Genomic DNA, 23,306 nt, shown 5'->3' on the forward strand with positions numbered 1-23,306 from the left:
AAGAGAGATCATGGAAGAAGGAGTGGAATACCGCATGAGATATTTGACAGCTGGAGAATCACACGGTCCCCAGTTAACCACAATCGTAGAAGGTGTGCCGGCGGGACTGGAACTTGTGGAAGAAGATATTAATAAGGAACTGCGGCGCCGTCAGGGTGGTTACGGCCGGGGACGGCGCATGCAGATTGAAAAGGACAAGGTGCAGTTTATGAGCGGCGTCCGTCACGGCCGCACGACTGGAGCACCGATTACAATGGTAGTGGAAAACAACGACTACCAGTCTTGGACGGGTATTATGGGAACGGCTCCTTTATCGGAGGAAGAAGAGCAGAATGTAAAACGCCGGATCAGCCGCCCGAGGCCGGGACATGCCGACTTGAACGGTGCCATTAAATACGGACACCGCGACCTGCGCAATGTGCTTGAACGTTCCTCGGCCCGCGAAACAACGTCCCGTGTCTGTGCTGGAGCTCTTGCCAAAAAGATTCTGCACGCGCTTGGAATGGACGTCGGCGGCCAGGTGCTTGAAATCGGAGGCATTGAGGCGGAAAACGTAGAATACGAGAATCTCACGGATCTTAAGGAACGTTCGGAAGCTTCCCCGGTCCGCTGCCTGGACGAGGATGCTGAAGAAAAAATGAAACAGGCTATTGATGACGCAAAGGCAAATGGCGATTCCATCGGTGGTGTAGTACAGACCGTAATCAGTGGTGTGCCGGCAGGAATGGGGAGCCATGTTCAGTATGACAGAAAGCTTGATTCCAAGATTGCAGGTGCCGTCGTCAGCATTAACGCCTTTAAAGGTGTCGAAGTCGGTATCGGATTTGATGCAGCCGGTATGCCCGGCAGCAGAGTGCACGATGAGATAGCCTGGGACGCTGAAACCGGTTATTACCGAAAAACAAACCATCTCGGCGGATTTGAAGGCGGAATGACCAACGGCATGCCGGTGATTATACAGGGTGTTATGAAGCCGATTCCGACATTATACAAACCTCTTCAGAGTGTAGATATTGAAACGAAGGAACCATTCAACGCAAGCATTGAAAGGTCAGACAGCTGTGCTGTGCCGGCTGCTTCGGTCGTGATGGAGAATGTAATTTCATTTGAAGTGGCCGCGGCCGTACTGGATATGTTCGGATCCGACAGAATGGACGCCGTGAAGCAGACGGTCAATACGCATAAAGAATGGGCGAGGGATTTTTAGTGGAGAAGCTGATCGTTGATACGTCAAGCCGGGAATACCCGGTATATATAGGAGAGGGCCTGCTGCACCAGAGTGCAGACCTTCTGGCGCCTGTTTTGGAAGGGAAAACCAAAGCGCTGGTTATCAGTGATTCGAACACGGCTCCGCTTTATGCAGAAACGGTGCGTACCGCACTGGAACCGCTGCTCCCCGTTCATCTTCACACGCTGCCGGCAGGAGAGCAGTCGAAATCTCTGGAAGAATACGAGCAGGTAATGACAGCCTGTATCCATGCCGGGCTCGATCGCCACTCCGTCATCCTCGCTCTCGGAGGCGGAATGATTGGCGACCTGGCCGGGTTTGCCGCCGCTACATATATGCGAGGCATTTCATTTGTGCAGGTCCCTACCACTCTTCTTGCCCAGGACAGCAGTGTAGGAGGCAAGACGGGCATTAACCATCCTCTCGGTAAGAATCTCATCGGGGCTTTTCACCAGCCGGAAGCCGTACTGTACGATACAGACACACTTTCTTCTCTTCCTGACAAAGAGTGGCGTTCCGGATTTGCCGAAATGATAAAGCATGCTTTTATTAAAGACTCAAACCTGCTGAGCCGCCTGAGGACAGAGGTTCAAAGCACAGAGGATATGAAAAAAGAATCCCTGAAGCAGTTTCTGAGGCAGTCTATGACTGTCAAAGCCGATATTGTAAAAGAAGATGAACGCGAAACAGGAGTACGTGCCTTTCTTAATTACGGTCATACGCTCGGTCATGCAATGGAAAAAGCATCAGGGTATAACAATTTGACTCATGGCGAAGCTGTCGCAGCCGGAATGATTTTTGCCATGAAACTGAGCAATTATCTGCAGTATTCAAATTGGGATATAGCCTATGAAACGGCGTGGTTTACAGCACTCGGCTACCCGGTGGAAGCAGCGTCTGCTTTTGAACCGGCTGCACTCGTGGAGACGATGAAAAATGACAAAAAAGCGCGTGCCGGCGAATTGACGTTCGTACTGGCTTCGGCCCCCGAGAGACCATTTCTTGCAAAAGTGAAAGAGCGCGATATTCTTCATCTGCTGTTGGAAATGAAAAAGGGGGGAAGCTGAGATGATTAGAGGAGTACGCGGTGCAACGACGGTGAAAAAAAATACCGAAGAACAGATCGTAAGCAGTACAAAACGGCTTTTGGAAAAGATGATCCGCGAAAATGATATCTTCCCGGAACAGGTTTCCCACATATGGTTTACCGTAACCGATGATCTTGATGCCGCATTTCCGGCAAAAGCAACGAGATTAATAGAAGGATGGCAGTTTGTTCCTGTCATGTGTGCCCGGGAAATTCCGGTTCCGGAAAGTCTGCCGCTCTGTATACGCGTGATGCTGACAGCGGAAACAAAAGTGATGCAGGAAAATGTCAACCATGTATACTTAAATGACGCAGTAAGCCTGCGTCCGGATTTAGAGTTGACAAAACGAAAAGATTCCCGGTAATATAAAGGTAGTATAGAATAGCCAGAACATGAGAAGAGCAGAGTAGAGAGTGACGAGATGAGCAGAGAAGAGCGCAGCAGAGCATGGAATGGATACGTGTGCCTGAAACAGCGCTGTTTCGGGCTTTTTATATGGTGACACCCCCTTCCCCATCCTTTATACAGCGGCGGCGGTTCCCGCGTGAACCGCCGGATGCGCTTTTTTCTCCTGCCGGCTCTCTTCTTTTGCATACCTAAAAGAGGTGAGCACATGTCCGAGACAACTTTTTCAACGTTTTGTAAACAGGCGCAAAATTACAACATGATCCCTTATGTCCGCACATTTTTTACTGATACCCTGACTCCGATTGAAGTGTTTCAGACGTTTCAGAAAGAAGCTGTTTTTCTGCTGGAAAGTAAAGATGAAGCTTCGCCGTGGTCCCGATACTCTTTTATTGGTCTTTGTCCTCAATTCACGATTACGGAAAAAGGCGGAAATTATACATTCACCGATAAGAAAGGAAAACGGCTGAAGGAAAACACCTCTCTGCCGGTTCTCTTTGAGGAGGCCATCGATTATCTTGCCCCCGCCCCACCGGAAGTCGACATTCCCTTCCGGGGAGGGGCGGTCGGCGTCATTCCTTATGACAGTGTTGAAGATTTTGAACCAGACCTCAAGAAACGAGAAGACGTCCCGAAAGAAGATCAGGTTACCCTGCAGTTATGTGAAACGATTATAGCCATGGATCATGAAAACAGGGAATTAACATTCATTCATTATGACAAAGATGCAGAGCTTTCTCTGTCCGATAGATTTGACCGTGCATCTGCCGGTGTAAATCGTCTGTTGGATATGTTGACGGCAGGCGGACGGACGCCCGGACATCTGCAGCCCCCCCTTGAGAAAAAGACGGAGGCTGATTTTACAAAGGTGCATTCGTACTATCCGAAAGAAAAATACGAACAGGATGTCGAACGCATCAAGGAGTATATCGAGGCCGGAGACATTTTTCAGGCTGTCCTGTCCCAGCGGTTTGAGCGGGAGGTATCAGTTGAAGCCTTTGACATTTACCGTGCCCTCCGGATGATCAATCCGTCCCCGTATCTGTTTTATCTCAAACTCGGGGAAAAGGAAGTTGTAGGAAGTTCTCCGGAACGGCTTATCCAGGTGCAGGACCGTCATATTGAAATCCATCCTATCGCAGGAACGAGGAAAAGAGGAGAGTCCGTGGAAGAGGATGAAGAGCTGAGCCGTGACCTTCTTCAGGATGAAAAAGAACGGGCCGAACATTATATGCTGGTCGACCTTGCCAGAAATGATGCCGGAAGAGTGGCGGAATATGGATCGGTGAACACACCGGTGCTGCTTGATATTGGGAAATTCTCCCACGTTATGCATATGATATCAAAAGTAACCGGAAGACTGAAAGAGGGAATCACCCCTATTGAAGCGCTGCAGGCCTCTTTCCCGGCAGGCACAGTATCAGGAGCGCCGAAATTCCGTGCGATGGAGATACTGAAAAACCTTGAACCGCACCGCCGCGGCATTTATTCCGGCGCCGTCTGCTACCTTGGATATGATGGGAGTATTGACTCCTGTATTTCGATCCGCACGATGATTGTGGAAAACGGCAAAGCCAAAGTGCAGGCCGGCGCAGGCATTGTAGCTGATTCTTTACCGGAAAAAGAATACGAAGAAACACAGAATAAAGCGGCAGCCCTGTTGAAGGCAATAGAAGCGGCAGAAGCAGTATTTCCTAAAAAGGAGGAGAATCACCATGTTTAAAGAGATATTAAAAACATGTATGGAAGGCGGACGGCTGTCACAGAATCAAGCCGAGCAGGCCATGGATGAAATTATGGAGGGGCGGGCGACTGAAAGTCAGATTGCAAGCCTCGTAACTGTGCTTCGCTACCGCGGGGAAACGGTCGATGAGATGACCGGTTTTGCGGCTTCGATGCGGAGCCACGTCGTTCCGTTGAAACATGATGAAGACTATGTCATAGATACGTGCGGCACCGGGGGCGATATGAGTTCCACGTACAACATATCGACAGCCTCAGCCATCGGTATATCTTCCCTTGGTATTCCAGTTGCCAAGCACGGTAACCGGTCAGTATCATCTAAAAGCGGTAGTGCCGATGTACTGGAAGCACTCGGCCTTCCTGTTCAGACCACTCCGGAGACAGCGGCACAATCCCTGCGTCGGCACCATCTGGCCTTTTTGTTTGCTCCTTTGTATCATACATCGATGAAACATGCTGTTACCCCGAGAAAAGAAATCGGATTCCGGACTATTTTTAACCTTCTCGGACCGCTCACGAATCCAGCCGGCGCCCGATCCCAGGTGATCGGTGTTTTCGATAAGGATTACGGCAGGAAGATGGCGGAAGCTTTAAGCAGACTGGGGGCTGAACGGGCGCTCTTTGTGACCGGAAGTGACGGCATGGATGAAATTACAACGGCCGGGCCAACGTATATGGCCGAACTTAAAAATGGTGACGTAACAGAGTATACCGTGACACCGGAAGATTTCGGACTAAAGACATCCCCGGTTGATGATGCCCGTGTGCAGGACATCTCTGAAAGTGCCGAACTGATTCAGGCGGTATTCACAAACGGTAAACAAGGGGCGGCCAGAGATATTCTGCTGATGAACATGGCCGCCGGCCTGTATACAGCCGGGAAATGCCGTACGTTTAAAGAAGGTGCGGTAATGGCTGCCGAGGCAGTGGATCATGGTACCGTAAAGCAGCATCTGCAAAATCTGCGGCAGAGTGAGGGGAATGCCTGTTATGCTTCATCAAATTCTTGATACCAAAAGAGAAGAGCTGAAAACATTGACGATGCCTGATACAGCAGCGGTTACCCGCCGTTCCCTGACGGAGGCGCTGAAATCAGATCCGGAGACGGTTCAGGTTATTGCCGAAGTAAAAAAAGCGTCCCCTTCAAAGGGTTTGATACGTTCTCCGTTTGATCCCGCAGGTATTGCCGGGCAGTATGAAAATGGCGGTGCGGCAGCTCTTTCTGTGTTAACCGATGAAACGTATTTCCAGGGAAGCCGGGATTATTTAACAGAAGTGAAGCATAAAACCGGATTGCCCGTCCTGCGCAAAGATTTTATGATAGAAGAAGCACAGATAGAAGAAAGCAGGCGGATGGGGGCGGATGCTGTTCTCTTGATTGCAGCCGCCCTTGAACCGGAAAAACTCCGTGACTTATACCTCTCGGCCGTGGACAAAGGAATGGAAGCTCTTGTCGAATGCCATTCCCTTGCGGAACTCGAGGCGGTGCTCGGATTGTTCCGCCCAATGCTTATCGGTATCAACAACAGAGACTTGACAACGTTTGAAACGTCTCTTGATGTAACGAAAGAACTGAGTCATCATATACCGTCTGAGACCCTGCTGGTAAGCGAAAGTGGGATTCACACGCCTGAAGACATGGCCTTTGTTCAGCAGGCGGGAGCCAAAGCTGTGCTTGTGGGTGAATCTTTGATGCGCCGGGACGACGTAGAGTCAGCCCTGAGAACACTGAAAGGAGAATCCTGATATGTCGGTGCCGAAACTGAAATTATGCGGCCTGCACTCTTTGAATGACGTTTTCACCGTTTCGGAATCGAGTGCTGATTATGCGGGATTTGTGATGGCCGAGAGCCGCCGGCGCGTTTCTCCGGAAACCGCGAAAGCATGGCTCGATACATGCCCGCTGCCGGGGAAGAAAATTGCTGTATTGTTTGTTAACGCACCTCTGGAGGAAATAGAACGGACGGTGGAAATAGTGAACCCGGACATTATACAGCTGCAAGGAGATGAAACAGTCCGTGATCTTGAATTTATAAAGAACGCAACCGGCAGAGAAATATGGAAAGCGGTGCCTCATGATACGGAGGCTCTGGAAAAAATGAAGCAGTACGAGGCAGCGGCAGATGGATTTATTGTAGACGCCAAAGTAAAGGGAGCAAGGGGCGGTACCGGACAGCAGTTTGACTGGTCCCATGTCCCCGGCTATGTTTCATTTGGTAAAGAACGCGGCATCCCCGTTTTGATTGCCGGAGGCGTCAATCCTGATAACGCAGGTGAGCTTGTCAAGTTTCATCCGTGGGGTGTTGATGTATCAAGTGGCATTGAAACAGAAGGACAAAAAGATAAATCCCTTGTAATGGAAATGGAAAAGAGGTTGAACAACAATGAAAACCATGTATCCTGACGAAAAAGGAAGATATGGAAATTTCGGCGGGAAATTTGTGCCGGAGACGTTGATGTATGCTTTGGAAGAATTGGAAGAAGCGCTGGATGAGGCAATGCAGGATCCGGCGTTTGTTGATGAATACCACCGGACCCTCCGTGAATATGCAGGGAGACCGACAGCCTTGACGTATGCAGAACGGATCACAAAACATTTCGGGGGAGCTTCCATTTACCTGAAACGGGAAGACCTGCTCCATACCGGGGCCCATAAACTGAATAACGCCATCGGACAGGCCCTTCTTGCCGGAAGAATGGGAAAGAAAAAAATTGTCGCTGAAACCGGCGCCGGGCAGCACGGTGTTGCAACGGCCACGGTTTGTGCTGCGATGGGTCTTGAGTGCAAAGTATTCATGGGCGAAGAAGACACGCGCAGGCAGGAACTGAATGTATTCCGTATGGAACTGCTTGGAGCGGAAGTCGTCCCGGTAACATCCGGAAGTAAAACACTGAAGGACGCTACCAATGAAGCAATCCGGTACTGGGTGGCCAATGTAGAAGATACGTTTTATCTTATCGGTTCGGTTGTAGGTCCCCATCCTTATCCGAGAATGGTACGTGATTTTCAGAGAATTATAGGAGACGAAACAAAAGAACAGATGGCTGAAAAAACAGGGAAGCTTCCGGATGCGGTCGCGGCCTGCGTCGGCGGAGGCAGTAACGCCATCGGCATGTTCCACCCCTTCCTCGAAGATGATGTGAAGCTGTTCGGTGCTGAAGCAGCCGGAGAGGGCACCCACACCGAGAAGCATGCAGCGACGATCAATAAAGGGACAAAAGGGGTTATTCACGGGTCGCTTACGTATTTGATCCAGGATGAAAATGGCCAGATTATTGAACCGTATTCGATATCAGCTGGTCTTGATTACCCCGGCATCGGGCCGGAACACGCCCATCTTGCAGAATCCGGACGTGTCACGTATACAGGCGTGACGGATAAAGAGGCACTCGATGCATTAACGCTGTTAACAAAAAAAGAAGGCATCCTTCCGGCCGTGGAAACAGCACACGCGCTTCACCTGGCTTTTCAGCAGGCTGCAGAGATGTCAAAAGAGCAGACCATCGTAATCTGTCTTTCCGGCAGGGGCGATAAAGACGTTCATTCCATTAAGGAATTCATGGAAAGGGAGGCTTAAATGATGAGCGGGAACAATGTACAAAAAGCAGCAGAACGGGCGCATTATCCGCTCTTCATTCCTTTTATCATGGCAGGCGATCCGGATCAGGAAACGACAGTTGATCTAGCTTTGAAACTTGAAGAAGCGGGGGCGCATATTCTTGAACTTGGTATCCCGTATTCCGATCCTCTCGCAGACGGCCCGCTTCTGCAGCGGTCGGCTTCACGCGCACTGCAAAGCGGAATGAGCCTCCGGCGCGCCCTGGAGCTGATTCCAGTTATGAGGGAAAGGGGTTTGACCATTCCCGTCATCGCCTTCACCTACTACAATCCCGTCCTGCAGATGGGGGAACAGCACTTTTTTGATCAAATAAAAGAAAACGGCGGGGATGGTGCCCTCATACCCGATCTCCCTTATGAAGAAAGCCGGGATATCCATCGATTGGCCGGTGAACGCGGGCTTGTGAACATATCACTTGCAGCACCAACATCAGGAAACCGTATTGAAAAAATCGCCGCAGAAGCGGAGGGCTTTTTGTACTGCGTATCAAGTCTTGGTGTCACAGGGACGAGAGACAACTTTCCACCGGAAGCTTACTCCTTTATTGAAAAAGTAAAAAGGAACAGCAGTGTCCCCGTTGCTGCTGGATTCGGGATATCGAACCCTTCTCAGGTTAAGAGTCTGGAAGGTGTATGTGACGGAGTCATTGTAGGAAGTGCGATTATGAAAAAAGTAGAGGAAAACCTGGAACGACTGCAGAATCCGGAAGAAAAATCAAGCGCGCTTGATGCGGTAAAATCGTTTGTGTCCTCTCTCATTTCGTCGTAAGATAGAGAAAGAAGATTTTTGTAAAACGATGAAAGGTGCAGATGAAGATGAAGGTAAAAACACAAGTTATCGGCATGGAGCCGTACAAACCAGGCAAGCCGATGGAAGAAGTGAAACAGGAACTCGGGCTGTCTGACGTGCATAAACTAGCTTCCAATGAAAATCCGTATGGTCCGTCGCCGGCTGTGGCAGAAGCTGCGGCAGAAGCGGTCCGCAGTCCCGAAATTTATCCGGACGGCTACGCTGCTGAAATCCGCTCCGCTGTCGCCCGGCATCTGGATGTGAACCCATCGCAGCTGATTTTCGGTGCGGGGTCCGATGAAGTTATTTTGATGTTGTGCCGTGCCCTTTTAACGCCGGAGACAAACACGGTGATGGCTTCCCCGACGTTTTCCCAATACAAGCATAATGCCGTTGTGGAAGGGGCCGAAATAAGAGAAGTACCGTTGAAAAACGGATATCATGATCTTCCGGCGATGCTCGAACAGGTGGATGCAGATACCCGCATCATCTGGGTATGCAATCCCAACAATCCTACAGGTACGTACACATCGAAAGAGGAATTTGAAACATTTTTGAAGCAGGTGCCCTCCGATGTGCTTGTCGTTTCGGATGAAGCCTATATAGAATATGTAACAGCTCCGGACTATCCGGACACGCTGTCGTTAATGAATGAATACCCGAATCTTATGGTGCTCCGAACATTTTCCAAAGCGTACGGGCTGGCTTCGCTGCGCATTGGATACGGAGCCGGTTCCACAGAGCTCGTGCAGGCACTGGATCCAATACGCCCTCCATTCAACACGACAACGATGGCACAAAAAGCAGCGGCAGCCGCTTTAAATGATCAGGAATATGTCGAAAGCTGCCGAAAGGAAAACCGAAAAGCGCTGGATGAATTTATCGCATTCTGTCATTCCCATGGTCTTTCCTATCTTCCGTCCCAGACGAATTTTCTGCTGATCGATACCGGCATTCCGGGAGACAAAATGTTTGATTCGCTCCTTAAAAAAGGATTTATCGTACGTTCCGGCGAATCGCTCGGATTTCCTGAGTCTATCCGGGTGACAGCAGGAACAAAAGAGCAGAATCAGTTGTTCCTGCAGGCGCTTGAAGAAAGCCTGAACGAAAACAACACGTTGTCTGAAAAGTAAAGGTAAACGGCCGCTCTGCCTCTCTGCAGAGCGTCTGTTTTGTATGTAGTGGAGGAGACAGGTATGAAGGAGGAACAGGCTGTGCCAAGGAACGTTTGTGTTATAGGGATGGGGCTGATAGGCGGATCAATTGCTCTTTCCATTAAAAATGAACATGATGTACATATTACCGGAGTTGATATTGACGACAATCAGCTGAAGCTCGGCCGCTCGCTTGGTGTCATTGATGATGATACAAAAAATGTATCAGACGGGGTGGAGCACGCTGAGCTGATTATTCTTGCTGTACCAGTTACAAAAACGGAAGTCATGATTGAACAGCTGCTGGACATGCCTCTTAAGGATGGGACCATCGTTACAGACGTTGGGAGTACAAAAAAAAGAATTGTGGAAAAAGCCGGCATGCTGAAGGAAAAAGGAGTAGAGTTTGTCGGCGGCCATCCCATGGCAGGATCGCATAAAAGCGGTGTCCAGGCTGCAAAAGCCCATTTATTTGAAAATGCCTTTTATGTATTAACACCTATCCAAGGTACTCCTGCTTCTACCATCATGCAGCTTCAGGATTGGCTGAAGGGAACCCGGGCTCAATTTCTGGAGTTAACAGCAGATCAACATGATGAATTAGCGGGTTTAATCAGCCATTTCCCCCATATTATCGCAGCAGGGCTTGTGCAGCAGGTAAAAAATATTCACAAGGATGATTCACTGGTGACGCGGATGGCAGCCGGAGGATTCCGTGATATTACACGGATTGCTTCGGCCAGTCCGGTCATGTGGCGTGATATTTTACTTCATAATAAACAGGTAATACTGGATCTTATGAAGGAGTGGAAAGCCCAGATGGAATCGGTGGAGGTTATGATTGAAGAGGAGGACAGTGAAGGTATTCTCGACTATTTTGGGTCAGCCAAATCGTTCCGGGACGGTCTCCCAGCCAAAGAACGGGGGGCGCTTCCTTCTCATTATGATCTGTTTGTGGATGTTCCGGACCACCCCGGAGTTATATCGGATGTCACCGGCATGCTTGCTGATAGCGGCATCAGCATCATCAACATCAGAATCATAGAAACTAGAGAGGATATCATGGGTGTGCTGCAGCTGACTTTTCGTTCTGACAGAGAAAGACTGGAAGGGAAAACACGGCTCGAACAGGCGCTTTACGAAACATATATCATGGGTTGAAAATGCCGGAGAAGGAAGCGTTATTCCAACGTTTCCTTCCACTTGGTTCAACATGTGCTTGACATGACATTCAAAAAAGTTATAATAAACTTAAGCGTATGGTTTCTCTCCACTCCTATCCATACTCAAAATGGAATAACTTTTTGTTAACCCGGTATGTAAGCGTTTACTTACCGGGTCTTTTTTTATCCGGCCTTTTTCCTTCCTGTATCCCTCCTTCTGTCCGCAGGTTGTCCTGCATATAATGCTTCATAATAAAAGAAGGAGGAAGGAGAAAGAAAATGGCATACTGGCTTATGTCGGCGGAAGAGCCGGTCCAGAAAAAGGTGAGGCATGTAAAAGTTCAGAATCAGTCATTTACCGGGCTTTACAGGGAACATTATGAAAAAGTGATGAGAATGGAGGCTGGGAATTTTCTAATAACCCCGGCAGCGACAGCTCTGGGAGGCAGTGTCGACTCGTTTCTCGGAAAAGATGCAGATAAAAAGTGGACAACGATGATCCATAAAGGAATTACAACGGTCCTGCTGTTGATGCCCGTGACGTCGCGCCGAGGGTTGGAAGATGACGGCCGAAATCTCCAGCGTCAGCTCGCGCCTCCGGTTGATTATTTACTGGTGCCTTCCATCCCTTCAAACAAACTCACTTCCACCATCATCCACGGGGTCATTTTAAACAAATATCCGCTTATCGAAATTACCTTCTCATCGTATAAAGACTGTAAAAATGTGCCGTGGGACTGGATCCGGCAGGCGGTGGGTCCGTCTGCGTTAAGTTTTATGTTTCGCTTCCCCCCTCCTGAAACAATAAAGGAGAATAGGCTGAAGGAAGAATGGGAAAAAGGTTTGGCTGCTGAATTTCCGGTTCTTCCGTTAAAAATGGGGCCGCTGTTGAATAAAAAAGAGCTGCAGTTCTGCGGTCTGTATCCTAAAAAGGGGTCTGTCGTTCGAGGTGATGCCGATTATCTGTTATACTATAAAACGGAACAGAAGGACGGAGCCCGGAAACAGCTGTCGGTTTCAAACAGACACCCGGACATTGTTGTCATGCGTGGACACGTATTGAAAGCAGGACGTGTCTGCGCGTCGAACAATCCGTCCGGATACTGCTGCAATGGGGTATTTCCGGGGCGGCTGCGTTCTATTGATTACGCTTAACGAGCAAAGGGGTAGTGGATTGAAATATAGTCTCGAACAAATCATGGAAATCATTCAACAGGGTAATACGGAAAAAGGGCTGGAACTTCTCAATGAGTTTGAAAAAGAAGCGGATCACCAGCAGCAGTATGATCTTGTGCAGCTGTACAATGAACTGGGAAGACCGGATAAAGCAGAACCGCTCGTTCAGTACCTCATTCAGAATTATCCGGATGAAGGAGAACTGTTGACCACTGCGGCAGAGACAGCCATTGATATGGACAAGGAAGATGAAGCAATCGAATGGCTTCTGGAAGTGGACAAGAAAGATGAAGCGTTTCTTCAGGCCCAGATGCTGCTGGCGGATTTATATCAGCTGCAGGGGCTTGATGAGGTGGCGGAATCGAAACTGAAGGCGGCACTTCAGGAAGCTCCGGAAGAACCTGTTTTACTGGCCGGTCTCGGAGATTATTATCTGGAACAGGGAGACTTTTCAAAAAGTATCCCGTATCTGAAACAGGCGGAGCGGCAGGGCTTTGAATTTCCGGAAGGGAGCCTTGATCTGCGTCTGGCCGAAGCTTACAGTTCCACCGGGAATTTTGAAGATGCCATGTCTTATTATGAAAAAGGGATAAAAGAAAAACAGGAGCCGCAGGCGCTGTTCGGCTACGGGTATACAGCGCTGCAGGTGAGTGATTATCAGACTGCCTCCAAGCAGCTGGAAGAGCTGAAAGCGATGGATCCCGAATTTGTCACGTTGTATCCTTACCTGGTACGGGCGTATGAAGGAGTGGAACATTTTGATCAGGCGTTAAAGACAGCGGAAGACGGTCTTTCTGTCGACGAATTCAATGATCAGTTGTTTCTTGAAGCCGGCAAACTGCACATGGCACTTGATGATCAGTCCTCTTCCGAAAAAAGACTCCGCGAGGCACTGTCGCTGAATCCGGCCAACAGAGACGCGGCATTTGCGGTGCTGGAGTTGTGGCACACTCAGGAAGACTATGAGTCCATGATCGATCTTGTTTCCTACCTGAAAGACATCAAAGAGGACGACCCGGGACTGGACTGGTATCTCGGCAAAGCACAGTGGGGAGAAGAGGACTTTAACAAAGCCCTTGAAACGTATAAGGGCATTCAGCAGGAATACACAGAGAACGAATTATTTCTCGAAGATTACGGTCGTCTGCTTCTGGAACTTGGATACAGGGAGCAGGCACTGCGTCATTTCCGCAGTGTTCTCTCTATAGATCCGGCCAACACAGAAATTCAGGAACTGGTTACAGATCTTGAGGACAGCGGAATGTAACCCGTTTGCCCCCTGTCATAAACACTGGTCTTTGAACCCATATGACAGGGGGCTTTATATTTTGCATCAGAAAGGAGATTCGCAATGAGATGGTCGACAGAAGATATTCCTTCATTTGTGAAAGAAAGACAGTACGTGGATACCGCGCTGCTGCCGCTGCTTCCGGTCGAATTCGGTGACGGCATCCGTCAGAGTGCAGCCATGACCGAATTCATCACGATTATGACAGCAGAGCTGGAAAGACAATTCAGGGGACGCATCTTGCTTGCGCCGTCCTATACATACCTCGCAGCAGATGGCGCAAACACACCGCAGACGGAAGAACTCAACAGATGGATAGAAACGATGAAAAAGGAAAAACTAAAACATATCATACTTCTTACAGCTGATTCATCGTGGAAGAAAATCGAGTATGAACTGGATGCTTTTTTGGTTTGGATGCCGCTTGTACCACTGGAAAACCTGGATGCTGCCTATAAGAAGCAGGTAATATCCGAACAGATCAAGCAGCTTCTTCCTGTTGTCATGGATAAATGGAAAGAAGAGGGGAAAAGCTGAAATTCCTGCATAATTGGTTCTACAAAAGATTGACAGGCTGTTGTCCGCTGGGCTATCATGAGTATGTCCTAGTTTTGTAACGTGTGTGTAAACATTGTCCGGGAAGACGGATATATAACAGGGGGGATACTGGTGAGTGATGAGCAGAATCACAATGTTTCAAGAAGGCAGTTTTTAACCTATACTCTTACCGGTGTGGGCGGCTTTATGGCTGCAGGCATCATACTGCCGATGGCGCGCTTTGCCATTGATCCTGTGCTGCAGGCTGAAACTGAAGGGGATATGAAAGCGGTAACGGATGTATCGGAGCTGACAGAGAATCCGCAGCGGTTTGATTTTTCCTATGAACAGGTAGATGCCTGGGTGACATCGGAAGTGACAGAGACAGCGTTTATTTATCGAAGCGGGGAGGAAATTGTGGCGCTTTCCAATACCTGTACGCATCTGGGGTGTAAAGTAAGCTGGGGGTCCAGTTCCGATCACCCCAACCAATTTTACTGCCCCTGCCACGGAGGACGGTACGAAAAAGACGGTACCAACATCGAGGGGACTCCGCCTACAGAACCACTTCACAGATATGTAGTCGAAGTGCGTGAAGGAACGGTGTATGTTGGTAAAGCAGAACCACAAGTTTAGGAGGGGCGTCATTTATGTTGCAGCGAGTATATGATTGGGTGGATGAACGTCTGGACATCACTCCGATGTGGCGGGATATTGCTGACCACGAAGTGCCTGAACACGTCAATCCGGCACATCATTTCTCAGCATTTGTATACTGCTTCGGCGGTTTGACATTTTTTATCACTGTCATTCAGATTTTGTCCGGCATGTTTTTGACCATGTATTATGTTCCTGATATTGTCAACGCTCACGAATCTGTGAAATACCTGCAGGGTGACGTGGCATTCGGCACCATCGTAAGGGGAATGCACCACTGGGGGGCGAGCCTTGTAATCGTCATGATATTCCTACATACACTGCGCGTGTTTTTTACAGGAGCGTATAAAAAACCGAGAGAACTAAACTGGGTTGTCGGTGTTCTCATATTTTTTGTTATGCTTGGACTTGGTTTTACAGGCTATCTGCTTCCATGGGATATGAAAGCCTACTTCGCGACCGTTGTAGGACTACAGATAGCAGAGAGTGTTCCTTTAGTGGGGACGCTTACAAAGACACTGCTTGCCGGAGATCCGGAAATCATCGGGGCGCAGACCTTGACCCGGTTTTTCGCGATTCACGTGTTTTTCCTTCCGGGGGCACTGCTGGGTCTGCTGGCGGCACACTTTATCATGATTCGGAAACAGGGAATATCCGGACCATTGTAAAAGCCTGCAGCAGAACGTATACGTTTGAGAATTTAAGGAGGGAAACCGATGCATCGTGGAAAGGGCATGAAATTTGTCGGGGATTCACGTATACCGGCCGGACGTAAACCGAATATTCCGAAAGATTATTCGGAATTTCCCGGGAAGACAGAAGCATTCTGGCCTAACTTTCTTCTGAAAGAATGGCTGGTCGGAGCTGTATTTCTGATCGGTTATCTTTGTCTGACGGTAGCGCACCCTTCCCCGCTTGAAAGGGTTGCCGACCCTACCGACTCCGGTTATATTCCGTTGCCGGACTGGTACTTTCTGTTTTTATATCAGCTGCTGAAGTATGAATACGCGGCAGGTGACTTTACCGTGATTGGCGCGGTTGTCATTCCAGGTCTTGCATTTGGAGCTCTTCTGCTGGCCCCGTGGCTGGATACAGGGCCGGAACGGAAAGCTTCAAGAAGGCCGGTTGCTTCAGGACTAATGATTCTCGGCACCCTGGCGACTGTTTTTCTTACATGGGAGTCGGTGGAGCACCATGACTGGGAAGCAGCGGCTGATCAGGGTGAAATGCTTGATGAAGAAGAACAGCAGGCTATGTCACAAGTCGATACCGAAGCGGCGGGGTATCAGATATATTCCGACCAGGGCTGTATCAGCTGTCACGGAGATCAGCTGCAGGGCTCCGGTTCAGCTGGACCGTCGCTCTACAATACGCAGTATGATGCCGAAACGGTAAAAGACATCGCTCAAAATGGTATTGGTGAAATGCCGGCCGGACAATTTGAAGGAAGCGAAGAAGACCTTCAGACGCTTGCTGAATACATTTCCTCCGGTGGAAACCCCGGAGGTGGCGGCGGTGGTTCCGAATCCGGAGGATCTTCCGGGGAAGGATCCGGTGGTGACTCAGGAGGATCACAAGGAGAAAACAGCGAAGGCGAATAAAGAAAACGTTCGTTGTTTACGGCTGTCCCATCTAACGGGACGGCCTTTTTTCGACAGATGCAAAAAATGGTGGTGTTTTAATATGGGCATGATATTACGACTTCTGGGAATGCCGCAGGTTCTTGCGGTTCTTTTAATTGTAAACGGGCTGGGAACCATCTACGGGTACTGGTGGTACAACGTACAGCTCGTGGAAACTCCTCCGGTTTTTCTGATTTTTGTCCCGGACAGTCCGACCGCCAGCCTTTTTTTCTGCGGTGTCCTTGTGTTCTTTCTCTTTAAAAAACATAATGGGCTTCTGGAAGCACTGGCTGCTGTAACTTTGTTAAAATATGGAACATGGGCGGTGGTTATGAATATTTCAGCAGGAGCAGCAGGCGGCGACCTGAACTGGACGCATTATATGTTGATCGTCTCCCATGCGGCCATGGCGGTGCAGGCCCTCTTGTTTCTGCCGTATTACCGGATAAAGGCCTGGCACCTGGCAGCTGCGGCAGTCTGGACGGTACATAATGATATTATCGACTACGTGTACGGCATGTACCCGTGGGTGTCTCCTGTATTATCTGATGATATTATGCATATTGGATATTTTACGTTCTGGCTGAGTGTGCTGTCGGTATTGGTGTTGTATGTGTTCAGCATGAAACGCCGTCATTATTTGTCTCTGTAAAGAAATGATCTCCACGCTCATAAGACCACGTAATTTGAAATAAAACGTCAAAACAACCCCCTCCGGTCTACTCTTGTCCCATTTATCATAGAATGGATCATGAGAAGGAGGGGGTTTTTGTGACGTCCATCATAACAGGGAGGCGGGCGGCTTGTATTATCAGCGCCGCGGCTGTTATCCTTATGTTTTTTCATACACACCACCTGCAGGCAGAAACAGATGATATACTCCCGCTTGAAAAGGTGGATGATAAAGCGGCCGCCATGCATGATTTGGCTGTAAACGGCGAGTTTGAAGAGGCAAAAGCTGTTCATTCCTGGATAGCCGGCCGTCTGCCTGAAGTTTCCTTTAACGATTATGACATGAATACAGCACAGCTTACGGCGTTGCTTCGGGCGTTCGACCGAGCCGGTACGGCTCTTGTGGATGCGGACATGGATGAGGCAGAGCGTGTCCGGTTTATTCTGGCATTCCGTCTTGCGGTGGATGCTGCGGTGCACAGCAAGAATCCAATCTGGAAAGATTACGCCCGCAGCCTTTCCGAGAGGCTGGAAACGTTGAAAGAAAACCTGCAGAAAGGAAACACGCAGGATGCGGAGCAATTGTTCCACGAGTGGCAGACCGGATTTGAAATCATTCGTCCGGCCATGTATACATCGGAAATGGAAGAGGACTACATGCCGCTTGTTTCCTATATCCGCTACCTGGACGGGGAAAACTGGGCGCATAGTGGACAAGTCCCGCGTATTGAAACGCTTCAGCAGTATATAACGGATGTTGTGGAGAATCATAGAAAGGATGGTGCGGATCCTTCCTTGTGGGCGGTTATTCTCTCCATAGGAAGTATTCTTTTTGCTTCGCTGACATATACCGGATGGAAAAAATACAAAGGCGAAAAAGAGCACGACCGCATGCGGGATAAATAAAGCGTCACGGAACCGTCAAAGATGCAGAGCCGGTTTTATTGACTTTCTTTGACGTTTTAAATAGAATACAGGTAGCACATTATTGTGGAGGGATGACAATGGGTATTGTAACAATGCTCGTTTATCTTGTTATCATCATGGCGATTCCATTGATGGCCCAGGCGAAAGTAAAAAAAGCGTTTAAAAAATATTCAAAAATATCCAACTCCTCCGGTATGACCGGAGCGCAGGTGGCGCAGAAGATTCTGCACGAAAATCGTATTTTCGATGTCGGCGTGGAGCCGGTCAAAGGTCAGCTCTCCGACCATTACGACCCAAGAAAGAAAATGGTCCGGTTATCCGAAGATAACTATTACGGGACGAGCGTTGCCGGCCAGGCTGTTGCCTCCCACGAAGTCGGTCACGCGATCCAGGATGCACAGGATTACGCTTTTCTCAGATTCCGGAGCACCCTGGCACCTGCAGCGAGCACCGGTTCGAACATGTCGTTCATTTTCATTATTGCCGGCGTCCTGCTGTCTCTTTCGAATTTAGTACTTGTCGGTATTGTGTTTATGTCGGCCGCTGTATTATTCCAGCTGATCACCCTGCCGGTGGAGTTTAACGCCAGCAGCAGAGCGATGGACCAGATTGTCTCCACCGGCATCATTCGCAGCAACGAGGAGAAAGAAACGAAAAAAGTCCTCAACGCCGCCGCCTTGACGTACGTTGCCGCAGCGCTTGTCGCTGTTATGGAACTTGTCCGTTTTATCGCCATGTATTTCTTCATGGATGAGTAAATCTGAAAAAATAACGTAAGGGAATGCCCGGTTACCATCGGCATTCCCTTTTGCGTTTTACGAATCAATCGGATTTTTGTTTTTGTCCAGCGTAAACCCTTCCCCCGCGACATCCTGCACTTCATTGATGGTTACAAATGCAGCCGGATCGGTACGCTCGACCAGGTTTCGGAGACGGACTAGTTCATTACGGGCCACGACGCAGTACAGCACTTCTTTGTCACTTCCGGTAAAAGAGCCTCTGCCCCGGAACAATGTGGCACCGCGGTTCATTTCTTTTAGAATCATGTGTGCGATTTTTTCCGGGTCATCCGAAATGATAAATGCCGCTTTGGCCGAATAAGCTCCCTGCTGAATGAAATCAATGACTTTCGCAGCCGTGAAGACCGCAACGAGGGTGTACATCGCCTCCCTGTAATCGAGATAAACGAGCGACGAAGTAATGACCGCTGCATCGAATACAAACAACGTTCTGCCCATGCTCCAGCCAAGGTATTTCACGCCTAGTTTGGCGATGATATCTGATCCGCCTGTCGTTCCTCCGAATCGGAATACTAAACCGAGACCACTGCCTATAAACACGCCGGAAAATAACGCGGCAAGCGTCATATCCTCCCGCAGGCTGAGCTCAAGAAGAGAAAAGGTCTGAAAGAGCCATAAGAAAAACGAAAGTCCAAGCGTTCCGATGATTGTATAAACAAACACCGTTCTGCCGAGAATCTTCCAACCAACCAGGAAAAAGGGAAGGTTTAACGCAATATTGGAGACAGCCGGATCGATGTTCACCAGAAAATAGAGGATGAGTGTAATGCCTGTAAATCCACCATCCGCGAGGTTGTTTTCAATATTAAAATAAACGAGCCCGAAAGCCATTACAGCAGATCCAAGAACGATAAAAAAACTGTTTTTGATGTGCCGGACCAACAACAAGCCCCCTTATCCAAACATTTGAACCCTGTATAGTATAATGAATACAACGGCACGGCACAAGGTGCCCGGTGATTGTCAAACGCATAGGAATTCGATACGATAAAAGGGAAGGTGAGGGATGGACTATGGATTCAAAACGAATGCAGGATATGCAGCAGGAGGTCGAAAAACATATCGGGCAGTATAAAGAAGGGTATTTCAGCCCTCTGTCCATGATGGCCCGCTTATCCGAAGAAACAGGAGAGCTGGCAAGAGAAATCAATCATTATTACGGCGAAAAACCGAAGAAAGAATCGGAACAGGACAAGCCGCTTGAACAGGAAATGGGAGACATTCTATTTGTGCTCATTTGTTTTGCCAATTCCTTACATATCGATCTTGATGAAGCGTTTGACCTGGTAATGAATAAATTCCGGACGAGAGATGCCGGCCGCTGGACAATGAAAGAAGAAGGAGACAGATAACATGACAAGCATAATTATTGCCGGACCACGAGGGAAAATGGGAAAAGAAGCCGTACAGCTCGTTCATGAAACGGAAGGATTTGAACTGGCAGCGGCTGTCGACTCCAGAAATGCCGGCAAGAAGCTGCGTGATCTTCCCGGTATGCCGGATGAAGAGGCTTTAGTCTATGATGATATGCAGACGTGCCTCGAGGAAACAGAAGCTGATGTTCTCATTGATTTGACAACACCAGAGGCTGGAAAGAAACATCTGGAACTGGCCCTTGATTATTACGTGCGGCCGGTTGTCGGCACGACCGGTTTTGATGATGAAGATATTCTTCGTCTGCGGCAGAAATCCGAAGAGAAAGAGATTGGAGCCGTCATCGCTCCGAACTTTGCTGTCGGAGCCATTTTAATGATGAAACTCTCTCAGATGGCGGCGCACTATTTCTCTGATGTTGAAATTATTGAAATGCACCATGACAATAAACTTGATGCTCCTTCCGGGACAGCTGCCAAAACAGCGGACATGATCAATGAAGTCCGGACACCGAAAAGGCAGGGACATCCTGATGAAAAAGAACAGCAGACCGGGGCGCGCGGAGCTGAAACGGATGGAATGCGTATACACAGCGTGCGTCTGCCGGGACTCGTTGCGCACCAGGAAGTACTTTTCGGCGCGTCCGGCCAGTCGCTCAAAATACGCCACGATTCCTACAACCGCCAGTCTTTCATGCCAGGTGTAAAAATGGCGGTGGAGAGCGTCCAGCAGGTAAAAACGCTCGTCTACGGGCTCGAAAATTTAATGGAATAGAGGTGCCTGTCGTTGAATATTGCTTTAATTGCGCACGATAAGAAAAAAGAAGACATGATTCGTTTCGTGCAGGCGTATGAACCGGTCCTGCAAAATCACCAGCTGCATGCCACCGGTACGACGGGCTCGCGTATAGAAAGCGAAGCCGGTCTTGATGTTCGTAAGCATTTGTCGGGACCTCTCGGGGGAGATCAGCAGATCGGGGCGCTTATTGCGGAAAACAATATGGACCTGATTTTGTTTTTCAGGGATCCACTCACGGCCCAGCCTCATGAACCGGACATTACGGCATTGCTCCGCCTTTGTGATGTGCATGCGGTTCCGCTGGCAACGAATATGGCGACAGCTGAGGTGCTTGTGAAAGGTCTCGAAAGCGGCCTGCTTGATTTTCGTCATGTGCAGCCGCCAAGAGGGGATGAAAAAATATGAGGAAGAAGAGGCTGCTTTGTATCGGCGCACATCCCGACGATGTTGAGATTGGTATGGGAGCAACAGCTGTAAATCACGCAGCAGAAGGTGATGCCGTATATGTATGCTCTCTGACAAAAGGGGAATTATCTTCCAATGGAACAGTGGAAACGAGGCAGCAGGAAGCTGCAGATGCTGCGGCTGTTCTAAACGTTACGGGACGGTATCAGCTCGATTTTCCCGATAGAGCCATCACAAACACACATGAACAGTACAATATCCTGATTGAGACCATCCGGGGGATCCAACCCGATGTTGTGTTTGCCCCGTATTACGAAGACCGTCACCCTGATCATTCGGCATGCAGCACGGTAGTCCGGGAAGCATTATTTGATGCGGGGATAATGAAATATCCAAAAGTAAGTGCACCCCCTCATAAAACGGCGGCATTTTATTACTACTTTATCAACGGACTCGGGCTTCCCGACTTTTACGTTGACGCAGCGGCATGGCAGCAGCATAAAGAAAAAGCTCTTTCCTGCTTTCAAAGCCAGTTTCAAAAAACTTCAGGCAGTGTATCCACTCCATTAACGGAAGGCTATGTCGAGAGTGTGCGGGCAAGAGACGCGGTTTTTGGGAAACAGGCCGGAACGGATTATGCTGAAGGTTTCAAAACTGCTTCGCCGCTCGTTTTATCTTTCATCCCGTAAAGGAGAACACTATGGCGTTTAAAATTGGCATAACATGTTACCCGACCGTCGGCGGTTCGGGAGTAGTGGCGACAGAGCTTGGAAAACTGCTGGCTGAAAGAGGGCACGAGGTTCACTTCATTTCAACGAGCCTGCCGTTCCGCCTGAATCATACAAATTCCAACATTTATTATCATGAGGTGGAAGTGAATCAATACGAGGTTTTTCAATACCCGCCTTATTCCCTGACGCTGGCGAGCAAGATGGCAGAAGTCGTGAAAAGAGAAGGACTGGACATTCTTCATGTTCATTATGCGGTGCCGCACGCCGTATGTGCCCTCCTGGCAAGAGATATGGTGGAAGACGATATTAAGGTGGTAACCACGCTGCATGGCACCGACATTACGGTGCTTGGACATGACCCATCGTTGAAAGACATTATCCGATATGCGATTAATAAATCAGATAAGGTAACGGCCGTGTCACAATCTCTCGTTCAGGAAACGAAGAACATGCTGCAGACATCAAGACCAATTGACACTATCTATAACTTTATAGATGAACGGGTCTACAGTGATGATGTTTGTCCGGAAAACCTCCGACATTCCTACGGGATTGCCGAAAGCGACAAAGTGGTCATTCATATCTCCAACTTCCGTCCTGTCAAACGGACGGTTGACGTGGTAAAAGCCTTTGCTGCTATGCATTCCCGGGTGTCTTCTGTGTTATTGATGATCGGGGACGGACCGGAAAAACGGGCAGCCTGTCAGGAAGCTGAAAACCTCGGTATCGAAGACCGGGTCATGTTTCTTGGCAGTCAGAAGCAGGTAGTGGATTTTCTGAATATCTCGGATGTGATGCTGCTTCTTTCAGAGAAAGAAAGCTTTGGACTTGCAGCCCTTGAAGCAATGGCATGCGGAGTGCCGGTAGTTGGCACGGACGCCGGAGGTATTCCGGAAGTGATTGCCGATGGGAAAACAGGCTTCATCACCCCGGTTGGTGAGCCGGAGAAAGCCGGAGCGGCCGGCGCCAAACTGCTGGAAGACGCAAGCCTTTATGCAGGCATGTCCCAGTCCGGTAAACAAAGAGCAGCGGAAGTGTTCGGGTCAGAAAGCATCGTCCGGCAGTATGAAACATTATATGAAGAGATCGGTTCTTTGCGGTACGCGCAGGAAAACTGAAGGTGGAACGG

At 49.0% G+C, this 23,306-nt stretch carries 26 protein-coding genes; 25 read left to right on the forward strand and 1 reads right to left on the reverse strand.

Going from position 1 to position 23,306, the window contains the following annotated elements:
• Positions 1 to 34: 34 nt before the first annotated feature.
• The 20 genes from aroC (at position 35) to BM124_RS05875 (ending at position 18,827) form a co-directional block, all read left to right on the forward strand.
• Positions 35 to 1,207, forward strand: a complete 1,173-nt coding sequence (gene aroC, locus BM124_RS05780) for a chorismate synthase (RefSeq protein WP_093336150.1) — start codon at positions 35 to 37, stop codon at positions 1,205 to 1,207.
• A complete protein-coding gene (gene aroB / locus BM124_RS05785) occupies positions 1,207 to 2,295 on the forward strand; it encodes a 3-dehydroquinate synthase (protein ID WP_170840994.1) in 1,089 nt (362 codons plus the stop codon). Before aroC ends, aroB begins: the two co-directional genes overlap by 1 nt.
• 1 nt (position 2,296) lies before the next feature.
• A complete protein-coding gene (aroH, locus tag BM124_RS05790; protein WP_093335968.1) occupies positions 2,297 to 2,680 on the forward strand; it encodes a chorismate mutase in 384 nt (127 codons plus the stop codon).
• A gap of 249 nt (positions 2,681 to 2,929) precedes the next feature.
• Positions 2,930 to 4,444, forward strand: coding sequence for an anthranilate synthase component I (gene trpE / locus BM124_RS05795; RefSeq protein ID WP_093335970.1), 1,515 nt, complete (start codon positions 2,930 to 2,932; stop codon positions 4,442 to 4,444).
• On the forward strand, positions 4,437 to 5,474 hold the full coding sequence (gene trpD, locus BM124_RS05800) for an anthranilate phosphoribosyltransferase (protein ID WP_093335972.1): 1,038 nt from the start codon (positions 4,437 to 4,439) through the stop codon (positions 5,472 to 5,474). The genes trpE and trpD overlap by 8 nt, the downstream gene beginning before the upstream one ends.
• Positions 5,455 to 6,210 (forward strand): indole-3-glycerol phosphate synthase TrpC, encoded by a 756-nt coding sequence (trpC, locus tag BM124_RS05805; RefSeq protein ID WP_093335973.1) that lies wholly within the window; start codon positions 5,455 to 5,457, stop codon positions 6,208 to 6,210. Before trpD ends, trpC begins: the two co-directional genes overlap by 20 nt.
• Before the next feature lies 1 nt (position 6,211).
• Positions 6,212 to 6,868, forward strand: a complete 657-nt coding sequence (locus tag BM124_RS05810) for a phosphoribosylanthranilate isomerase (protein WP_093335974.1) — start codon at positions 6,212 to 6,214, stop codon at positions 6,866 to 6,868.
• Complete coding sequence (gene trpB / locus BM124_RS05815; protein WP_093335976.1) at positions 6,849 to 8,042, forward strand: tryptophan synthase subunit beta; 1,194 nt, start codon at positions 6,849 to 6,851, stop codon at positions 8,040 to 8,042. Before BM124_RS05810 ends, trpB begins: the two co-directional genes overlap by 20 nt.
• Positions 8,043 to 8,045: 3 nt before the next feature.
• On the forward strand, positions 8,046 to 8,852 hold the full coding sequence (trpA, locus tag BM124_RS05820) for a tryptophan synthase subunit alpha (RefSeq protein WP_093336152.1): 807 nt from the start codon (positions 8,046 to 8,048) through the stop codon (positions 8,850 to 8,852).
• Positions 8,853 to 8,899: 47 nt separating this feature from the next.
• On the forward strand, positions 8,900 to 10,006 hold the full coding sequence (gene hisC, locus BM124_RS05825) for a histidinol-phosphate transaminase (protein WP_093335977.1): 1,107 nt from the start codon (positions 8,900 to 8,902) through the stop codon (positions 10,004 to 10,006).
• Between the two features lie 63 nt (positions 10,007 to 10,069).
• Positions 10,070 to 11,188 carry a prephenate dehydrogenase gene (locus BM124_RS05830; RefSeq protein ID WP_244504247.1) on the forward strand — a complete coding sequence of 373 codons (1,119 nt, stop codon included), beginning with the start codon at positions 10,070 to 10,072 and terminating at the stop codon, positions 11,186 to 11,188.
• A gap of 281 nt (positions 11,189 to 11,469) precedes the next feature.
• Positions 11,470 to 12,345 (forward strand): hypothetical protein, encoded by an 876-nt coding sequence (locus BM124_RS05835; protein WP_093335979.1) that lies wholly within the window; start codon positions 11,470 to 11,472, stop codon positions 12,343 to 12,345.
• A 19-nt stretch (positions 12,346 to 12,364) separates the two neighbouring features.
• Positions 12,365 to 13,633, forward strand: coding sequence for a tetratricopeptide repeat protein (locus BM124_RS05840; RefSeq protein ID WP_170840995.1), 1,269 nt, complete (start codon positions 12,365 to 12,367; stop codon positions 13,631 to 13,633).
• An 84-nt stretch (positions 13,634 to 13,717) separates the two neighbouring features.
• A complete protein-coding gene (locus BM124_RS05845; RefSeq protein WP_093335982.1) occupies positions 13,718 to 14,191 on the forward strand; it encodes a YpiF family protein in 474 nt (157 codons plus the stop codon).
• Between the two features lie 129 nt (positions 14,192 to 14,320).
• A complete protein-coding gene (locus tag BM124_RS05850) occupies positions 14,321 to 14,827 on the forward strand; it encodes a QcrA and Rieske domain-containing protein (RefSeq protein WP_244504255.1) in 507 nt (168 codons plus the stop codon).
• 14 nt (positions 14,828 to 14,841) lie between these two features.
• Positions 14,842 to 15,516, forward strand: a complete 675-nt coding sequence (gene qcrB / locus BM124_RS05855) for a menaquinol-cytochrome c reductase cytochrome b subunit (RefSeq protein WP_093335983.1) — start codon at positions 14,842 to 14,844, stop codon at positions 15,514 to 15,516.
• A gap of 48 nt (positions 15,517 to 15,564) precedes the next feature.
• Positions 15,565 to 16,449 carry a menaquinol-cytochrome c reductase cytochrome b/c subunit gene (locus BM124_RS05860; protein ID WP_093335985.1) on the forward strand — a complete coding sequence of 295 codons (885 nt, stop codon included), beginning with the start codon at positions 15,565 to 15,567 and terminating at the stop codon, positions 16,447 to 16,449.
• A gap of 82 nt (positions 16,450 to 16,531) precedes the next feature.
• On the forward strand, positions 16,532 to 17,122 hold the full coding sequence (lhaT, locus tag BM124_RS05865) for a lipoprotein heptaprenylglyceryl N-acetyltransferase LhaT (protein ID WP_093335986.1): 591 nt from the start codon (positions 16,532 to 16,534) through the stop codon (positions 17,120 to 17,122).
• 119 nt (positions 17,123 to 17,241) lie between these two features.
• Positions 17,242 to 18,048: a sporulation protein YpjB gene (locus BM124_RS05870; protein WP_170840996.1), complete on the forward strand. Its 807-nt coding sequence runs from the start codon at positions 17,242 to 17,244 to the stop codon at positions 18,046 to 18,048.
• Between the two features lie 98 nt (positions 18,049 to 18,146).
• Positions 18,147 to 18,827: a zinc metallopeptidase gene (locus BM124_RS05875; RefSeq protein WP_093335989.1), complete on the forward strand. Its 681-nt coding sequence runs from the start codon at positions 18,147 to 18,149 to the stop codon at positions 18,825 to 18,827.
• 57 nt (positions 18,828 to 18,884) lie between these two features.
• Here BM124_RS05875 and BM124_RS05880 read toward each other — a convergent pair whose 3' ends face one another.
• Positions 18,885 to 19,751 (reverse strand): YitT family protein, encoded by an 867-nt coding sequence (locus BM124_RS05880; protein ID WP_093335991.1) that lies wholly within the window; start codon positions 19,749 to 19,751, stop codon positions 18,885 to 18,887.
• Between the two features lie 131 nt (positions 19,752 to 19,882).
• Between BM124_RS05880 and BM124_RS05885 the strand changes: the two genes are divergently transcribed.
• Genes BM124_RS05885 through bshA form a run of 5 tightly spaced genes read left to right on the forward strand, consistent with a single transcriptional unit; the run spans position 19,883 to position 23,295 of the window.
• Entirely contained in the window at positions 19,883 to 20,221 is a 339-nt protein-coding gene (locus BM124_RS05885) for a nucleotide pyrophosphohydrolase (protein ID WP_093335992.1), read from the forward strand.
• 1 nt (position 20,222) lies between these two features.
• A complete protein-coding gene (dapB, locus tag BM124_RS05890; protein ID WP_093335994.1) occupies positions 20,223 to 21,017 on the forward strand; it encodes a 4-hydroxy-tetrahydrodipicolinate reductase in 795 nt (264 codons plus the stop codon).
• Between the two features lie 12 nt (positions 21,018 to 21,029).
• The gene (mgsA, locus tag BM124_RS05895; RefSeq protein WP_093335995.1) at positions 21,030 to 21,446 is read left to right on the forward strand and encodes a methylglyoxal synthase; all 417 of its coding nucleotides are present in this window, start codon (positions 21,030 to 21,032) and stop codon (positions 21,444 to 21,446) included.
• Complete coding sequence (bshB1, locus tag BM124_RS05900) at positions 21,443 to 22,135, forward strand: bacillithiol biosynthesis deacetylase BshB1 (RefSeq protein WP_093335997.1); 693 nt, start codon at positions 21,443 to 21,445, stop codon at positions 22,133 to 22,135. Before mgsA ends, bshB1 begins: the two co-directional genes overlap by 4 nt.
• A gap of 11 nt (positions 22,136 to 22,146) precedes the next feature.
• Positions 22,147 to 23,295 carry an N-acetyl-alpha-D-glucosaminyl L-malate synthase BshA gene (gene bshA / locus BM124_RS05905; RefSeq protein WP_093335998.1) on the forward strand — a complete coding sequence of 383 codons (1,149 nt, stop codon included), beginning with the start codon at positions 22,147 to 22,149 and terminating at the stop codon, positions 23,293 to 23,295.
• The last annotated feature ends 11 nt before the right edge of the window (positions 23,296 to 23,306 follow it).

Source organism: Salibacterium halotolerans, from assembly GCF_900115625.1.
GTDB lineage: Bacteria > Bacillota > Bacilli > Bacillales > Marinococcaceae > Salibacterium > Salibacterium halotolerans.

Excerpts from the sequence above, each read along its gene's own strand:
- trpC (WP_093335973.1), top strand. The coding sequence starts at position 5,455 with ATGCTTCATCAAATTCTTGATACCAAAAGAGAAGAGCTGAAAACATTG.
- trpB (WP_093335976.1), top strand. The coding sequence starts at position 6,849 with ATGAAAACCATGTATCCTGACGAAAAAGGAAGATATGGAAATTTCGGC.
- trpA (WP_093336152.1), top strand. The coding sequence starts at position 8,046 with ATGAGCGGGAACAATGTACAAAAAGCAGCAGAACGGGCGCATTATCCG.
- BM124_RS05860 (WP_093335985.1), top strand. The coding sequence starts at position 15,565 with ATGCATCGTGGAAAGGGCATGAAATTTGTCGGGGATTCACGTATACCG.
- trpE (WP_093335970.1), top strand. The coding sequence starts at position 2,930 with ATGTCCGAGACAACTTTTTCAACGTTTTGTAAACAGGCGCAAAATTAC.
- qcrB (WP_093335983.1), top strand. The coding sequence starts at position 14,842 with ATGTTGCAGCGAGTATATGATTGGGTGGATGAACGTCTGGACATCACT.
- hisC (WP_093335977.1), top strand. The coding sequence starts at position 8,900 with ATGAAGGTAAAAACACAAGTTATCGGCATGGAGCCGTACAAACCAGGC.
- BM124_RS05845 (WP_093335982.1), top strand. The coding sequence starts at position 13,718 with ATGAGATGGTCGACAGAAGATATTCCTTCATTTGTGAAAGAAAGACAG.
- dapB (WP_093335994.1), top strand. The coding sequence starts at position 20,223 with ATGACAAGCATAATTATTGCCGGACCACGAGGGAAAATGGGAAAAGAA.
- BM124_RS05835 (WP_093335979.1), top strand. The coding sequence starts at position 11,470 with ATGGCATACTGGCTTATGTCGGCGGAAGAGCCGGTCCAGAAAAAGGTG.
- BM124_RS05885 (WP_093335992.1), top strand. The coding sequence starts at position 19,883 with ATGGATTCAAAACGAATGCAGGATATGCAGCAGGAGGTCGAAAAACAT.
- BM124_RS05830 (WP_244504247.1), top strand. The coding sequence starts at position 10,070 with ATGAAGGAGGAACAGGCTGTGCCAAGGAACGTTTGTGTTATAGGGATG.
- bshB1 (WP_093335997.1), top strand. The coding sequence starts at position 21,443 with ATGAGGAAGAAGAGGCTGCTTTGTATCGGCGCACATCCCGACGATGTT.
- aroH (WP_093335968.1), top strand. The coding sequence starts at position 2,297 with ATGATTAGAGGAGTACGCGGTGCAACGACGGTGAAAAAAAATACCGAA.
- bshA (WP_093335998.1), top strand. The coding sequence starts at position 22,147 with ATGGCGTTTAAAATTGGCATAACATGTTACCCGACCGTCGGCGGTTCG.
- aroC (WP_093336150.1), top strand. The coding sequence starts at position 35 with ATGAGATATTTGACAGCTGGAGAATCACACGGTCCCCAGTTAACCACA.
- lhaT (WP_093335986.1), top strand. The coding sequence starts at position 16,532 with ATGGGCATGATATTACGACTTCTGGGAATGCCGCAGGTTCTTGCGGTT.
- BM124_RS05875 (WP_093335989.1), top strand. The coding sequence starts at position 18,147 with ATGGGTATTGTAACAATGCTCGTTTATCTTGTTATCATCATGGCGATT.
- trpD (WP_093335972.1), top strand. The coding sequence starts at position 4,437 with ATGTTTAAAGAGATATTAAAAACATGTATGGAAGGCGGACGGCTGTCA.
- BM124_RS05810 (WP_093335974.1), top strand. The coding sequence starts at position 6,212 with ATGTCGGTGCCGAAACTGAAATTATGCGGCCTGCACTCTTTGAATGAC.